Here is a 14,655-nt window from a genome sequence, read left to right as displayed (position 1 = left end):
AGAGCGGTGCCCGGGTGTATCTGGGCGCCGATCGACCAAGGGAGGAAACGGAATGAAATTGAAGGCTTTGACGGCTGTTGTTGCAATGGCGGCGATGCCGACTGTGGTTCTGGCCGGCCCCGATGACGACAAGCTGATCATCAATGGCGAGACCGAGATGATTTCGGTCGCCAAGGCGCCCGAACATCTGGAAAACTTCGACACGATCTATTCCGGCTGGCATTTCCGCACCGACGAGACGCAGGCGCTGCAGGTCGACGACTTCGACAACCCGGCCATGATTTTCGTGGATCAGGCCGCTGACACTTTTGAAGCAGTGGACGGCGCCGCCGGCAAGAGCTGCGCCTCGTGCCATGACGGTGCCGAAAGCTTTGCCGGTCTTGCCGCTCAGATGCCGAAGGTTGACCCTGAAACCGGCAAGCTGGTGGTGATGGAAGACCTTATCAACGAATGCCGGACCGAGCGCATGGAGGCTGACGCTTGGAAATGGTCGGGCGCCGACATGCAGGGCATGGTCGCGCTGATCGGCCTGCAGTCGCGGGGCATGCCGATGAACGTAGCCATTGACGGACCCGCCGCGCCCTATTGGGAGCAGGGCAAGGAGATGTACTATACCCGGTATGGCCAGCTTGAGCTGAGCTGCGCCAATTGCCACGAAGACAATTACGGCAACATGATCCGGGCCGACCACCTGAGCCAGGGCATGATCAACGGCTTTCCGACCTATCGCCTGAAACAGGCCAAGCTGATTTCGCGCCACAACCGGTTCCGCGGCTGCATCCGCGATACGCGCGCCGAAACCTTTGCCGAAGGCTCGGATGAGTTCCGCGCGCTCGAACTTTACGTGGCTTCGCGCGGAAATGGTCTGTCGGTCGAAACCCCGGCGGTCCGCCAGTAATCGAACACCCGCGCCGGATCGTCTGGTGCGGGTATTTCTTTCCTAAAACATTCACGAATTTAAATGTGAATCAAGGGCGCATCAGATGATCTCAAGACGTGACTTTCTGCAGGTTTCAATGGCAGCCTCGGCGCTGGTGGGCGCGTCCGGCTTCGGCAACTGGGCCCGGCTGGCGGCGCAGCAGTCTCTGACCCAGGACCAGCTGCTGGAGTTCGAGACCTTCGGCAATGTGTCGCTGATCCATATCACCGACATTCACGCACAGCTCAAGCCAATCTATTTCCGCGAACCGTCGATTAATATCGGGGTGGGGGCCAACAAGGGGGTTGTGCCGCATGTTACCGGGGCCGATTTCCGCAGGCTCTACGGGATCGAGGATGGCAGCCCCAGCCACTATGCCCTGACGTCCGACGATTTTGCCGCGCTGGCCAAGGCCTATGGCCGGGTTGGCGGTCTGGATCGCGTGGCCACGGTGATCAACGCCATTCGCGCCGATCGTCCCGATGCGATCCTCCTCGACGGGGGCGACACCTGGCACGGATCCTATACCTGCCTGAAGACCCAGGGTCAGGACATGGTCAACGTGATGAACGCCTTGCGGCCGGACGCGATGACATTCCATTGGGAATTCACCCTGGGCAGCGACCGCGTGGCCGAACTGGTCGAACAACTGCCCTTTGCGGCCTTGGGACAGAACATCTTCGACGCGGAATGGGACGAGCCGGCCGAGCTGTTCCCGCCCTACCAGATGTTCGAGCGCGGCGGCACCAAGATCGCCGTGATTGGCCAAGCGTTCCCTTACATGCCGATTGCCAATCCCGGCTGGATGTTCCCCGAATACGCGTTCGGCATCCGCGACGAACACATGGCGCAGATGGTTGAAGAGGTCCGCGCCGCCGGTGCGGAATGCGTCGTGGTTCTCAGCCACAACGGCTTTGACGTCGACAAGAAGATGGCCAGCGTGGTGCCGGGGATCGACGTGATCCTGTCGGGCCATACTCATGACGCTCTGCCCGAGCCGGTGCTGGTGGGTGAAACGATCATCGTTGCGTCGGGCTCGAACGGCAAATTCGTAAGCCGGGTGGATCTGGATATCCGCGATGGCCGGATGATGGGCTATCGCACCAAGCTGATCCCGATCTTTTCGGACGTGATCGCCCCCGATCCCGAAGTTTCCGCCTTGATCGACGAACAGCGCGCGCCCTATCTGGACGAGATGTCCGAGGTGATCGGCCAGACCGACGGCCTGCTGTATCGACGGGGCAATTTCAACGGCACCTGGGATGACCTGATCTGCGACGCGTTGCTCAGCGAGCGCGAAGCGGAAATCGCGCTCAGCCCGGGCGTGCGCTGGGGGCCGTCTCTGATACCGGGGCAGGACATCACCCGCGAGGATATCTTCGGTGTCACCTCGATGACCTACGGCCAAGCCTACCGGACCGAGATGACCGGCGAATTCCTGAAGGTGGTTCTGGAAGACGTGGCCGACAACATCTTCAACCCTGATCCCTATTATCAGCAGGGCGGCGACATGGTGCGCACCGGTGGGCTCGGCTATCGGATCGACGTGTCCAAGCCGCAGGGCGAGCGTATCTCGAACATGACCCTGCTGAAGACCGGTGAGCTGATCGAAGCATCCAGGGCCTATGTCGTGGCTGGCTGGGCCTCGGTCAACGAGGGCACCGAGGGACCGCCGATCTGGGACGTGGTCGAAAGCCATATCCGCAAGCTTGGAACCGTCACGGTTCAGGAAAACACCAACGTCGACGTCGTGGGCGTCTGACACTACCCGGAGCACTTGAGACATGGATGATATGTTCAAGCCTTCCCGCCGCGCCTTTCTGCGAGGCGGCGCCGCGATCGCCGCAGGATCGGTCGCGGGGTCGGTCGCGGCGCAGGAGGCGGACCCGTTGATCACCCAATTGCAGGACTGGGCCTCGTACACCGGCGCCGGTGTCGATGAAACGCCCTATGGTCTGCCGATCCGTTTTGAAAGCGACGTCGTGCGGCGCAACGTCGAATGGCTGACCGCCTCGCCGATCTCGTCGATCAACTTCACGCCGATCCACGCGCTGGACGGCACCATTACCCCTCAAGGCTGCGCCTTCGAGCGGCACCATTCCGGCGCAATCGAATTGAGCAAGCAGGATTACCGGCTGATGATCAACGGGTTGGTCGATCGGCCGCTGGTCTTTACCTACGATGATCTTGAACGGTTCCCGCGCGAAAATCACGTCTACTTCTGCGAATGCGCGGCCAATACGGGCATGGAATGGGCCGGCGCCCAGTTGAACGGCGTCCAGTTCACCCATGGCATGATCCACAACATGGAATATGCCGGCGTCCCGCTGCGCGTCCTGCTGCAAGAGGCCGGATTGGACGCCGCCGGAGACCTGTCGGACAAATGGGTCTATGTCGAGGGCGCCGACGCTTCGTCGAACGGCCGTTCGATCCCGATGGAAAAGGCGCTGGACGACGTTCTGGTCGCCTTCAAGGCCAATGGCGAGGCGCTGCGGATGGAGCATGGCTATCCGGTCCGGCTGGTGGTTCCGGGCTGGGAGGGCAACATGTGGGTCAAGTGGCTGCGCCGGATCGAAGTGACCGATGCGGCCGTGGAAAGCCGTGAGGAGACCTCGAAATACACGGATGTATACGCCGATGGCACCGCCCGGAAATGGACCTGGGTGATGGATGCCAAGTCGGTCATCACTTCGCCCAGTCCGCAGATGCCGATCAAGCACGGCAAGGGGCCGCTGGTGATTTCCGGCCTCGCGTGGTCCGGTCACGGACGCATCACGCGGGTCGATGTCTCGAAGGATGGCGGTATCACCTGGGAGACCGCGCGGCTGGGCAAGCAGCTTGATACCAAGGCGCTGACCCGCTTCTATTTGGATACCGAGTGGGACGGTTCTCCGATGCTGCTGCAAAGCCGCGCCATGGACGAAACCGGCTATGTCCAGCCGACCAAAGACCAACTGCGCGAGAAGCGCGGCGAAAACTCGGTCTATCACAACAACTGTATCCAGACCTGGTACGTCAACGCAGAAGGGATCGCCGAAAATGTCGAAGTCTCTTAGTGGCATCTATCTTCCCGTTTTTGGCGGGATCGCCTTGGTGTGCAGTGTCGCGGTTGCGGTCGCGAACCGCGGATATGGTGACAGCCAGATCGAGACGCTGCAGACGCGACTTGCACAGGTCGAGGCGCAAAAGGCCTCGGCGCTGACCGAGGCCGAAGCAAGCGCGGCCCGTTTGGCGGAATTGGAGACTCGCCTTTCCGAACTGGAAAGCAAGGCCGGCAACGCGGTTGCCGGGGGTGAGCCGGTTTCGGCGCATGACGGAACCTTTGGTCTGGGCCGTCCGGCCTTGCCCGAAGAGATCGCGGCCTGGGACGTGGACGTGCTGCCCGATGGGCGCGGGCTGCCCGAGGGGTCGGGCGATGTGTTTACGGGTGAGGAAGTTTTCGCCGAAAAATGCGCGGCCTGCCACGGTGACTTTGCCGAAGGCGTGGACAACTGGCCGGTTCTGGCCGGTGGCTTTGGCACGCTGGCCGACGAAGACCCCGTCAAGACGGTCGGGTCCTATTGGCCCTACCTGACCACGGCTTGGGACTATGTGCACCGGTCGATGCCCTTCGGCGAGGCCGGAACACTCAGCGCCGATGAGACCTATGCGATCGTGGCCTACATCCTGTATTCCAACGACTTGGTCGATGACGAGTTCGAGCTGAACCACGACAATCTGGCGACGTTCGAAATGCCCAACCGGGACGGGTTCGTGATCGACGACCGGCCTCAGTTGGAATACGCGGAATGGCGCACCGAGCCCTGCATGGAAAACTGCAAGGACAGTGTCGAGATCACCAAGCGCGCGACGTTCCTGGATGTGACGCCGGACCATGGCGGCGACTCGGTCATGAATTCCGCCGACACATCCGAAACGCCCACGTTTGCGGCTGCCACCGCGACGGTGGAAGAAGCCGCTTCCGGAGATGCGGCCGAAGCCGGTGATGCCGAGCTGATCGCCGCCGGCAAGAAGGTGTTCAGGAAGTGCTCGGCCTGCCACCAAGTGGGGGACGGCGCCAAGAACAAGACCGGTCCGCATCTCAACGGTCTGTTCGGGCGGACCTTCGGATCGGTGGACGGGTTCGGTTACTCGTCGGTTTTCAAGCAAGCCAACGAAGAAGGCCGGATCTGGGACCAGGCCGCGCTGGACGCGTTTCTGGCCAAGCCGAAAACCTACATGAAGGGCACCAAGATGAGTTTTGCCGGGCTTAAGGACGAGCAGGACCGCGCGGCGCTCAATGCCTATCTTGCGACATTCGGCGAGTAGATGATGCAACGGGCGCTGGGGGTGATCCTTTCGGCTTGTGCCACGGTGGTTTCAACCGCCGTGGCTGCCGATGCTTTGGGCGATGCCGAGGCCGGAAAGGTGGTGTTCGACCAGTGCAAGGGATGCCATCAGGTAGGCAACGGGGCAAAGAACCGGATCGGCCCGCATCTGAACGGACTGTTTGGCCGGCCGGCGGCCGGCATTGAAGGGTTCAAGTATTCCAAAAGTTTCCGGCGCGCCGCGGCCAGCGGGCTGGAATGGCATGCGGATACGCTGGATGCGTTTTTGGAAAATCCACGGTCCTATGCCTCGGGAACGCGCATGAGTTTTCGGGGGATCAAAAACGCCAAGGATCGTCACGACGTGATCGCCTATCTTCGGCTGTTTTCCGACGATCCTGCAAACATCCCCGAGGCGGATCCAACGGCCACGGCCACCGATCATGACTTGGACCCGGCGATCCTGGCGATCCAGGGTGATCCGGAATACGGCGAATACCTGAGTAGCGAATGCACGACCTGTCACCAGGCGGACGGAGGCGATGACGGTATTCCGTCAATCGTGCTGTGGCCCGAAGAAGACTTTGTCATTGCGATGCACGCATACAAGAACAAACAGCGTCAGCATCCGGTCATGCAGATGATGGCCGGGCGTCTCAATGACGAGGAAATCGCCGCGCTTGCGGCGTATTTCAACCGCCTCGAACACTGAGCACTGCAGGGAGGAGACTGCACATGACGATGAACAGACGCGCATTTCTGGGAAAGACGGCGCTGGTCACGGCCTCGTTGGCCGCCCCGGCGGTTCTTGCCGATGGTCACGGCAAGCCGCGGGTCGTCGTGATCGGTGGCGGGGCCGGCGGGGCCACCGCTGCGCGCTACATCGCCAAGGACAGCAAGGGCGCCATCGACGTCACCTTGGTCGAGCCGACGCGCCGTTACTATACCTGCTTTTTCTCGAACCTTTATCTGGGTGGGTTCAAGGATATGAAAGACCTTGGCCACAGCTATGGCGGGCTGGCGGCCGGCGGCGTCAACGTGGTGCATGACTGGGCCATCGGGGTGGACCGCGATGCCAAGACGGTGGCGCTGGCCGGGGGCGGAAGCCTTCCCTATGACAAGCTGATCCTCAGCCCCGGCATTGATTTCGTCGATGGCGCGGTGCCAGGATGGGACATCTCGGCACAGAACGCCATGCCGCACGCCTACAAGGCCGGGTCGCAGACCGAGCTGCTGAAAGCGCAGTTGATGGCAATGCCCGAAGGCGGCACATTTGCCATGGTTGCGCCACCCAACCCGTATCGCTGCCCGCCGGGACCGTACGAGCGCGTGTCCATGGTCGCCCACTTCCTGAAGGCCAACAATCCGACGGCCAAGATCATCGTGGCCGATCCCAAGCCAAAATTCTCGAAAATGGCGCTGTTCCAGGAAGGATGGGCCAATCACTATGACGGCATGATCGATTGGATTGGCGAAGAATTCGGGGGCGGCAATGTCAGCGTGGACCCGGCCGCGATGACGCTGACCATCGACGGCGAGGAAACCAAAGTGGATGTGTGCAACGTCATCCCCGCGATGAAGGCCGGTCGGATCGCCGAACTGGCAGGCGTGACCGATGGCAATTGGGCTCCGGTGAACGCGGCTGACATGTCGTCGAAGGCTGATGCAGACATTTACGTTTTGGGCGATGCATCGCAGCAAGGCGACATGCCGAAATCCGGGTTCTCGGCCAACAGTCAGGCAAAAGTCTGTGCCAATGCCGTGCGTGGGGCGCTGACCGGGTCCAAGGTTTTCCCGGCCAAGTTCTCGAACACCTGCTGGTCGCTGATCGATACCGACGACGGTGTCAAGGTCGGCGCCACCTATGAGGCGACGCCGGAAAAGATCGCCAAGGTGGACGGGTTTATTTCACAGACCGGCGAAAGCGCGGAAGTGCGCAAGACGACTTACGAAGAGTCTGAAGGCTGGTACACTGGTATCACGTCCGACATGTTCGGTTGATGTTATAGGGCGCCCCGACTGGCAAAGCGGGTTTCGGGGCGATCAGTAATCCAGTGGGAGGAAAAAAATGAGAAAAATAATGGGAATGATCGCGGTCTGCGTCATGGCGCTGTGGACGTCCGCAGCCGTGGCGCAAGACGGTCTTGCAGACCACAAACTGGCTCTGCAAATCAGCGACAACAACCCGCAGAAAATGAACACGGTCCTGAACGTGGCGGCAAATGTGACGCGGTACTATGAAAGCCAGGGCGAAACCGTCGAAGTTCGGATTGTAGCGTTCAATGCGGGGCTTCACATGCTGCGCAAGGATACATCGCCGGTTCTCGAACGTCTGGATGCGTTCGGTGCCTCGATGCCGAACGTCACGTTCGCAGCCTGCGGAAATACGATTGCCGGCATGACCAAGAAAGAAGGCAAAGAGCCACCTATCGTCGAAATCGCCGAGCATGTCCCGGCCGGAGTAGTCGATCTGATGACTCTCAGCGAAGCGGGCTGGACGGTTATTCGCCCTTGATAAATGAAAGGACTAGGAAGATGAAAAACGCATTTATGGCACTTGTTCTGACTGCTGGTGCAGCAGGAGCAGACCCCATCCTTGTTCCTTTCGATGGCAGTTTCGATGAAGCGACCTTTGCCGTTGAAAGCGCGATCGTTGGAAAGGGGCTGGTGATTGACTACGTCAGCCATGTGGGCGACATGCTGAACCGTACTGGCGAAGATGTTGGAAGCTCTGAAAAAGTCTTCGAAAACGCAGATATTTTCCTGTTCTGCTCGGCGGTTTTGTCGCGCGAAGTGATGGAGGCCGATCCGATGAATATCCAGCACTGTCCCTATGGCATCTTCGTCACCGACCGTGACGGAGAGGTGATGGTCGGATATCGCCCCTATCCTGAAGGGCCGATGCAGAAGGTTCAGGCTCTGTTGGACGATATCGTCTCGGAGGCTGTTGGCAACTGATGGATTACCAGGGGTTTTTCCGGTCTGAACTGGCCAAATTGCGCGAGGAAGGCAATTACCGCGAATTCGCCGAGCTCGAGCGGCATCGCGGTCGTTTTCCGGCCGCAAATTGCCACAACGGGCCAGGCGAGGTGACGATCTGGTGTTCGAATGACTACCTGGGCATGGGCCAACACCCGAAAGTTCTGTCGGCCATGCACGCGGCGCTGGACCGGACCGGTGCAGGCGCAGGTGGTACGCGCAACATATCCGGCACCACCCATGACCATGTTCTTCTGGAATCCGAACTGGCGGATCTGCACAACAAGGAAGCTGCCCTGTTGTTTACCTCGGGCTATGTATCAAACTGGGCGGCACTGGGCACTTTGGCGGCGCGGATTCCCAATTGTGTCGTCCTTTCGGATGCGTTGAACCACGCCTCGATGATCGAAGGCATCCGCCACTCGCGGGCGCAGAAGGTAATCTGGAAACATAACGATCTGGTTGATCTCGAGGCAAAGCTGGCTGCCTTGCCGCCCGATCAGCCCAAGCTGATCGCTTTCGAGAGTGTCTATTCGATGGACGGCGATATCGCTCCGATCCGCGAGATCTGCGATCTGGCTGATCGATACAACGCCATGACCTATTTAGACGAGGTACATGCTGTTGGACTATACGGCCCGCGTGGTGGTGGCATTGCCGAACGCGAAGGTTTGATGGACCGGCTGACCATCATCGAAGGCACGCTGGGCAAGGCCTTTGGCGTGATGGGCGGATACATTGCCGCCTCGGCCGAGATCTGCGACTTCGTACGCTCATTTGCCAGCGGATTCATCTTTACCACGGCGTTGCCCCCGGCACTTGCAGCCGGAGCGGCGGCCTCTATCCGGCATCTTAAAAACAGCGCGTCGGAACGCGAAGCCCACAAGGCGCGTGTGGCGCAGGTTCGGGCGCGGCTGGACGAAATCGGCCTTCCGCATATCGAAAACCCCAGCCACATTATTCCGGTGATGGTCGGCGACCCTGTCAAATGCAAGTTCATCTCGGACATGCTTTTGAAAGAGCACGGTCTATACATCCAACCGATCAATTATCCAACGGTGCCGAAAGGAACCGAGCGGCTTAGGATCACACCTTCACCGGTTCACACCGATCGGGACATCGATCGTTTGATTTCTGCACTCGAAATGCTCTGGTCACAGTGTCAACTGGGGCGTCAACCGCTGGCCGCACAGTAACGCCCGATAGGGTCAGGCGGTGGCCGACATCCGGCCACCTCGCATTTGCAGCAAAGTGTGCGTCGCAACGGCGCCGACCCACATGCAGAACACGGCCACCCAGGCTGTCAGGGCAAGGATTGCCCCGCCTGACATTCCGGCGCCCACGGCGCAACCGCCAGCCAACATGCTGCCGAACCCCATCAGAACGCCCCCGATCAGGTATCTTTCCATTGGTGTGTTCGGCTCGAACCGCTGTATCCTGGCCTCGCCCCGCAGCAGGGCGAGCGTCAGGGCACCAAGGAATACGCCGGGGACCAAACCCACTCCGAAGCTAAGCGAGAGGTTCCGTTCGTTGACCAATGCCATGAGCGTGTCCGCTGATGGCCCGGTAAAGGTAACTGATTGCACCTGCACCACATCGAACGAGGCCGAGGCGATCGCGTAGGTCACGCTCCAACCAGCAAAAACAGCGACACCTACCAAGGCCGCCGAGACCAGCTCGGACCAGCGCAGGTTTCGGGATATTCCGTAGGAGACGGCTGCGACAAGACCCAGAACGCCGACAGCGCCAACCATAACCGAGGAGTCGAACATCATCCGTTCAGACCCGCCCGGAATTGTCCACAGGCTGGCCAGCCTCTCGCGAAGAGGTGCCAGCACCCCGCGATACGATGCCTGCGCCGTCAGGGTCAGAACCAGTCCTGTCACGATGGCCCTCAAGTTCCCCGAAGCAGACAGTACCAGCAGACGGCTGGCACAGCCTCGCGCCAGGATCATGCCGATGCCAAACATCAACCCGCCGATGATCGCCCCAGAAAGACTGCCTATGCCGGCGATTTGCCGGGCCATGCTGACGTCAAGATGCCCAGTCAGGATCGAAAGCTGGACCAGGGCCAGACCCGTGCAGAATGCGATCAGCCAAATTGCCAGTTTTGGCCCAAGCGTACGCTCGGCCACTTCGACGGTCGCCGCCCGCAGGCAAAACCGGGAATGATAGGCGGCGGCCCCGAACAAAAGCCCCACCAGTGCCCCTGACATCATCAGAAGTGTGGGCTCGCCGAACTGATCAATTAGTTGTTCCATCCGTGTTCACCAGCAGTCCTTGTTGCGTGGCAATATAGGGTGGGACTATTTTAGTCTGCCTTGATTTCGCTCAAGCGCCACAGGGTATAGTTGTCCAGCGCCTCGCGGGCCCGAACGACAGGCAGGCCGCGGGCGATCCAGCCGGGGGATTTTCCATTCCCGAACATCCCTTCGGAAACGTCTACGACATCGGTCACGCCGTTCTTCTCAAGAATTTCGGCCACATAGTTCGAGCGACCGCCGGTCGCACAGATCAGGCCGACGCGTTCCGGTGGAACACGGGACAGAACTTCTTGCAGGCGCTTCGGAAAATCCGGCTCGTGCATTGAAATGGGCAAGGCCCCACGGGCAACGCCCGACTCTTCCCATTCCTGCGGAGAGCGGATGTCCAGCAGAACAAGGCGTCCCGCCTCCACCAGGCCGGCAGCTTCCGGAGCTGACATGTCCTGACCTGCTGCACCAGCTGGCTGAGCAACAGACAACAAGTACAGCAGCAGGCTGGCCAGAAGGGTGCGCGGCACCGGAAAATGTTGTTTCAGCAATCTCTGCAAGTTTTGATTCCCAGAATTCGGTAGATAGGACAAAAGTTCAGGAATGCAGTACCAACGAAGATAACGCCAAAATAGCCCCAGATACCGATGGTGCCCATGGCCGCCAGGATGATCAGTGCAGCCCCCAGAACCAGGCGGGCGAGGCGGTCAAATTGTCCAAGATTGCGAGTCATAGCGGGTCTCCTTCATTTCTGTGCCACCTATGTAGCCGGAAAACCACCGGGTCGTATGTGACTCAATCACGGTCAGGCATGCTCGGCATGCTCTGCGAGGGCAGCGACCTGAAGAACCGTGATCGTCCCGCGGCCAGAATTGATCCAGCCCCGCCTTTCAAAGGACTTCAGTGTTCGCGAGACGACCTCGCGCACAGTTCCCAATTCCTGAGCCAGCTCTTGCTGCGTGACGTGGATGGTCGGTCCTGCACGATTGGCCAGCCAGCGGGCAATGCGTTGGTCGGTCCGGTGAATAAGCAGATCGTCAATAACATCGGTCAATTCCCCCACACGGGCGGCGAAATTGCGGAACACGATCTCTTGGAATTTTGGTTCCGAACTCAGCAGCGAGCGGAACCGCTGGGCGGGAATTGAGACTGCGGTGACATTGCCCTCGGCGTAGCCATAGCCCGAATAGGGACGCCCGGACAAAAGCCCGGTGGTGGTCAGAACGCAGCTATCCCCAGCCTCGACCCTGTACAGGACGACAGTACGACCGGCGGCGTTGGTTTGTTCCACCCGAACCGAGCCAGACAGGACAAACAGAAAGGCCCGGCTCTCGTCGCCGGGCCGGAACAGGCAGGTGCCATCCGGAACGTGGATTCTGTTGCCCTGGGTCAGAAACGGTTCGGCTGGGTGGTCGGTCACTCGAACTCCATCTGTTCATAGACGCGCCCGGCATTCTTCGTGGCCAGTTCCTCGAACGTGTCGAGATGCGCGTAGGGGCTTTGGTCGATGTAGTAGGCATCGGCCAGATCGCCGCCTTCTTCAAGATGCGCGCCGATTTTTTCCCGAAGATAGACCAGATAATCGCGGGTATAGCGCCGCACCTGGTCCATGTTGGTGGGATGTCCGTGACCGGGAATGACATAGGTGGCGCCCAGAGGCTCGAACCCGGTTTCCCAGGTTTCGATCCAGTCCGCCACGATGGTATCCTCAAAGATGGGCAGCATCCGTTCGTGAAAGGCCATGTCACCGGCAATGACCAGACTCTGCTCGGGCAGCCAGACCTGCGTGTCGCCTGGCCCGTGTGCCGGGCCCAGATGCAGCACCTCGATCCGGTAATCGCCCATCTCGACGACGCGTGTGTCCTCGAAGGTTTCGGTGGGCGGCGCGACGAACGTGCCTTCGGCCTTGTCGCGGTTGTACCGTTTCATCTCCTCCAGCAACTGATGGCCGCGCTCTTCGATTTCATGCGCGGCATCCACATGGGCCAGAATCGGAACGCCTTGCTCGGCCCAGTAGGAGTTGCCCAGCATCGCGTGCCCCTGGCCGTTCTCGTCAATCACCAGCTTCACGGGCTGGTCGGTGATGGCCTTGATCTCTTCGTGTAGCGCCTTGGCCAGGACATAGGCCGCGCCGCCATTGATCACCACGACCCCATCGCCGGTGACGATGAAGCTGAGGTTGTTGTTGTGGCCGGAGTTTTCATAGGTCGGCGGAGCTGTCGCACCGATCGCGGACCAGACATTCGGAATGAACTCCACCGGTTTCGAATACAGGGGTGAGGCCGGGTACTGATCCGCGATGTCTTCGCTGGCCAGGGCCGGAGACGCAAGCAGCGCCGCAAACAGGACGATACGCATATTCATGCCTCGACGAACCGATAACCGTCACCGGCCTTTTCGGCGCGGCCGATGCCGCCGCCGGGAAGATGGAAGCCGATCAGGGCCAGGTCCTCGTGCGTCAGGCGGTCGAACAAAACCTGCCGCGTGGCGGCCGCCGTCTCTGCGTCCTGATCCGCACCACTGTGCCACGCGGGCCGGCGGAAGGCGACGTGGTGATTGCCGATGGCATCGCCGACGACCAGTGCGGCCGAGTTGCCCTTCCGGATCTCGAACGCCATGTGTCCGGGTGTATGGCCCGGGGTCGAAACCGCAGCGATTCCGGGCAGGATTTCCTGATCGGCGTCGAAAAGCTGAACGCGGTCTTCGATCGCGGTCATTCTTCTTTTTGCGCCGACGGCATGAGCGGCACGGGTCTCGCCGATGGTGTTGACGGTCTCGGGATTCCACCAATAATCCCACTCGGCTCGGCCCATCATGAAGATTGCATCGGGGAAGACGATCTCGTCGAAATCATCCAACAGCCCCCAGATGTGGTCGGGATGTGCATGAGTGAACACGACATGGGTGACGTCTTCGGGGGTGACACCGGCCGCGTCGAGGCTATCAAGAACGGTGCCTGCAGTCGGAACGAAATCCGGCCCCGCGCCGACGTCGAACAGAACAGTGTTTTCGCCGTCGCGATATAGGGTCAGGTTGCACTCGGGTTCCAGCGTTTCATTGGATATCCCGAAGTCCGCCAGAATCTGACCAAGCTCATCTTTGGGCATGGGTTCAAAAATAAAACTGGCGGGCAGGATCAGATGGCCGTCGCTGACCGTCGTCAGCCTGGCCGAACCCAACGAAATGTCGGCCCGTGCCAAGACCGGCAGCCCGCCTGCAAGCGGAATGGCCGCCATGACCTGCATCATCCTGCGCCGTGAGATATTCATGTCCAACTCCCTAAATGCTCACATCGGAATATGAATGAATATCTCCCGAGGGGCAAGAATTGCCGGATAGAGCCCCAACGCTTTGCGCTTGGCCAGGTGTGCTTTTTGGGAAAGCGGGCTAACGGTGCAAATAGGCCGGGTGGGCGCGGGTATCGGTCTTTGTCGCGCTTTTGGCTGCAGGGCGGGATACAACCTGCGCTGCCAGCCTCAGGTCGTCAGATCACAGGGTGAATGGCACAAGCGACGACGGTCAGAGCGACGCCGCAGCGCGGCTCGCCTGATCGTAGTGACCGGACAGAGCGCGCAGGTTGCGGGCCAACTCGCGCAGATCGTCGCCGGACAGGTCGGTGGCAGGCAGCCCTTCCAGCAGGCATTGTTGGCGCACCTTGCGATAGGCGTCGCATAGCTCCACGCCCTCGGGCGAGGTGCGGTAGAACACCTCTTTGCCGCGCTTTTCCGACGTCAGCAGCCCGGCCTTCAGAAGTTTGCGCAGGGCGTAGTTAACGGTGTGGCTGTCTTCGATGTTCAGAAGAAAGCAGATGTCGGTCAGGCGTTTGTCGCGGCCGCGGTGGTTGACGTTGTGCAGGATCAGAATGTCGAGCGGTCCCAGATCGGCCTGCCCGGCTGCGGCCATGCAGCGGGTCATCCAGCGTGAGAACGCGTTGTAGACGATGATCAGGCCGAATTCGAGTTCGGACAGTTCCCAGCCTTCGCCCTCGGCCAGGTGGCGAGAGGAAACGATGCGGCGCGTGTCGGGGGAAGAATCGGTCATGTTGCGGCCTTTTGATCTGCAAAACGCTTAGAAATTATCAGTGTTTTGGCATGGAGTGCGTGCGTTTTCAACGTCCTGACCTTTGGAACCCGCAGCGTTTCGGCCAAAACAATAACAAAACGTTGACAAATCGCTGACGTTGAGTCAGCTTCTGCGC

General features: G+C 60.2%; 16 protein-coding genes. 9 read left to right on the top strand and 7 right to left on the bottom strand.

The window, feature by feature from the left end:
- Positions 1-52: 52 nt before the first annotated feature.
- The 9 genes from soxA to hemA all read left to right on the top strand — a co-directional run bounded on the left by soxA (position 53) and on the right by hemA (position 9,401).
- Positions 53-898: a sulfur oxidation c-type cytochrome SoxA gene (gene soxA / locus AC2FMD_RS07845; protein ID WP_496685193.1), complete on the top strand. Its 846-nt coding sequence runs from the start codon at positions 53-55 to the stop codon at positions 896-898.
- Between the two features lie 85 nt (positions 899-983).
- Positions 984-2,681, top strand: a complete 1,698-nt coding sequence (gene soxB / locus AC2FMD_RS07840) for a thiosulfohydrolase SoxB (protein ID WP_496794880.1) — start codon at positions 984-986, stop codon at positions 2,679-2,681.
- Positions 2,682-2,703: 22 nt separating this feature from the next.
- Positions 2,704-3,975, top strand: a complete 1,272-nt coding sequence (gene soxC, locus AC2FMD_RS07835) for a sulfite dehydrogenase (protein ID WP_496683835.1) — start codon at positions 2,704-2,706, stop codon at positions 3,973-3,975.
- Positions 3,959-5,227 (top strand): c-type cytochrome, encoded by a 1,269-nt coding sequence (locus AC2FMD_RS07830; RefSeq protein ID WP_496683833.1) that lies wholly within the window; start codon positions 3,959-3,961, stop codon positions 5,225-5,227. Before soxC ends, AC2FMD_RS07830 begins: the two co-directional genes overlap by 17 nt.
- Positions 5,228-5,230: 3 nt before the next feature.
- Positions 5,231-5,938: a c-type cytochrome gene (locus AC2FMD_RS07825; protein WP_496794946.1), complete on the top strand. Its 708-nt coding sequence runs from the start codon at positions 5,231-5,233 to the stop codon at positions 5,936-5,938.
- Between the two features lie 23 nt (positions 5,939-5,961).
- The gene (locus AC2FMD_RS07820; protein WP_496683828.1) at positions 5,962-7,227 is read left to right on the top strand and encodes an FCSD flavin-binding domain-containing protein; all 1,266 of its coding nucleotides are present in this window, start codon (positions 5,962-5,964) and stop codon (positions 7,225-7,227) included.
- 103 nt (positions 7,228-7,330) lie between these two features.
- Complete coding sequence (locus AC2FMD_RS07815; RefSeq protein ID WP_496794879.1) at positions 7,331-7,741, top strand: DsrE family protein; 411 nt, start codon at positions 7,331-7,333, stop codon at positions 7,739-7,741.
- Positions 7,742-7,776: 35 nt separating this feature from the next.
- On the top strand, positions 7,777-8,184 hold the full coding sequence (locus tag AC2FMD_RS07810) for a DUF302 domain-containing protein (RefSeq protein ID WP_496741787.1): 408 nt from the start codon (positions 7,777-7,779) through the stop codon (positions 8,182-8,184).
- Positions 8,184-9,401, top strand: a complete 1,218-nt coding sequence (gene hemA, locus AC2FMD_RS07805) for a 5-aminolevulinate synthase (RefSeq protein WP_496683822.1) — start codon at positions 8,184-8,186, stop codon at positions 9,399-9,401. Before AC2FMD_RS07810 ends, hemA begins: the two co-directional genes overlap by 1 nt.
- Positions 9,402-9,413: 12 nt before the next feature.
- On the opposite strand, the gene AC2FMD_RS07800 is transcribed toward hemA, so the two are convergent.
- From AC2FMD_RS07800 to AC2FMD_RS07770, 7 genes are all read right to left on the bottom strand, one after another.
- The gene (locus AC2FMD_RS07800; protein ID WP_496794878.1) at positions 9,414-10,466 is read right to left on the bottom strand and encodes a YeeE/YedE family protein; all 1,053 of its coding nucleotides are present in this window, start codon (positions 10,464-10,466) and stop codon (positions 9,414-9,416) included.
- A gap of 50 nt (positions 10,467-10,516) precedes the next feature.
- Positions 10,517-10,987 (bottom strand): rhodanese-like domain-containing protein, encoded by a 471-nt coding sequence (locus AC2FMD_RS07795; protein ID WP_496727666.1) that lies wholly within the window; start codon positions 10,985-10,987, stop codon positions 10,517-10,519.
- Between the two features lie 14 nt (positions 10,988-11,001).
- Positions 11,002-11,190, bottom strand: a complete 189-nt coding sequence (locus AC2FMD_RS07790; protein WP_496684469.1) for a YgaP family membrane protein — start codon at positions 11,188-11,190, stop codon at positions 11,002-11,004.
- Positions 11,191-11,262: 72 nt separating this feature from the next.
- Positions 11,263-11,877: a Crp/Fnr family transcriptional regulator gene (locus AC2FMD_RS07785; RefSeq protein WP_496741712.1), complete on the bottom strand. Its 615-nt coding sequence runs from the start codon at positions 11,875-11,877 to the stop codon at positions 11,263-11,265.
- On the bottom strand, positions 11,874-12,815 hold the full coding sequence (locus tag AC2FMD_RS07780) for an MBL fold metallo-hydrolase (RefSeq protein WP_496684478.1): 942 nt from the start codon (positions 12,813-12,815) through the stop codon (positions 11,874-11,876). Before AC2FMD_RS07780 ends, AC2FMD_RS07785 begins: the two co-directional genes overlap by 4 nt.
- Positions 12,816-12,817: 2 nt before the next feature.
- Positions 12,818-13,726, bottom strand: coding sequence for an MBL fold metallo-hydrolase (locus AC2FMD_RS07775; RefSeq protein ID WP_496741714.1), 909 nt, complete (start codon positions 13,724-13,726; stop codon positions 12,818-12,820).
- A 250-nt stretch (positions 13,727-13,976) separates the two neighbouring features.
- Positions 13,977-14,498, bottom strand: a complete 522-nt coding sequence (locus tag AC2FMD_RS07770) for a winged helix DNA-binding protein (protein WP_496685171.1) — start codon at positions 14,496-14,498, stop codon at positions 13,977-13,979.
- Between the last annotated feature and the right edge of the window lie 157 nt (positions 14,499-14,655).

This window comes from Ruegeria sp. BHSC276 (assembly GCF_059612945.1).
This window is presented reverse-complemented; position numbering and strand designations above follow the sequence as displayed.

Coding starts and splice junctions, on each gene's coding strand:
- AC2FMD_RS07780 (WP_496684478.1), bottom strand. CDS start 12,815: ATGCGTATCGTCCTGTTTGCGGCGCTGCTTGCGTCTCCGGCCCTGGCC.
- AC2FMD_RS07820 (WP_496683828.1), top strand. CDS start 5,962: ATGACGATGAACAGACGCGCATTTCTGGGAAAGACGGCGCTGGTCACG.
- AC2FMD_RS07825 (WP_496794946.1), top strand. CDS start 5,231: ATGCAACGGGCGCTGGGGGTGATCCTTTCGGCTTGTGCCACGGTGGTT.
- soxB (WP_496794880.1), top strand. CDS start 984: ATGATCTCAAGACGTGACTTTCTGCAGGTTTCAATGGCAGCCTCGGCG.
- soxC (WP_496683835.1), top strand. CDS start 2,704: ATGGATGATATGTTCAAGCCTTCCCGCCGCGCCTTTCTGCGAGGCGGC.
- hemA (WP_496683822.1), top strand. CDS start 8,184: ATGGATTACCAGGGGTTTTTCCGGTCTGAACTGGCCAAATTGCGCGAG.
- AC2FMD_RS07830 (WP_496683833.1), top strand. CDS start 3,959: ATGTCGAAGTCTCTTAGTGGCATCTATCTTCCCGTTTTTGGCGGGATC.
- soxA (WP_496685193.1), top strand. CDS start 53: ATGAAATTGAAGGCTTTGACGGCTGTTGTTGCAATGGCGGCGATGCCG.
- AC2FMD_RS07775 (WP_496741714.1), bottom strand. CDS start 13,726: ATGAATATCTCACGGCGCAGGATGATGCAGGTCATGGCGGCCATTCCG.
- AC2FMD_RS07810 (WP_496741787.1), top strand. CDS start 7,777: ATGGCACTTGTTCTGACTGCTGGTGCAGCAGGAGCAGACCCCATCCTT.
- AC2FMD_RS07790 (WP_496684469.1), bottom strand. CDS start 11,190: ATGACTCGCAATCTTGGACAATTTGACCGCCTCGCCCGCCTGGTTCTG.
- AC2FMD_RS07815 (WP_496794879.1), top strand. CDS start 7,331: ATGGCGCTGTGGACGTCCGCAGCCGTGGCGCAAGACGGTCTTGCAGAC.
- AC2FMD_RS07770 (WP_496685171.1), bottom strand. CDS start 14,498: ATGACCGATTCTTCCCCCGACACGCGCCGCATCGTTTCCTCTCGCCAC.
- AC2FMD_RS07800 (WP_496794878.1), bottom strand. CDS start 10,466: ATGGAACAACTAATTGATCAGTTCGGCGAGCCCACACTTCTGATGATG.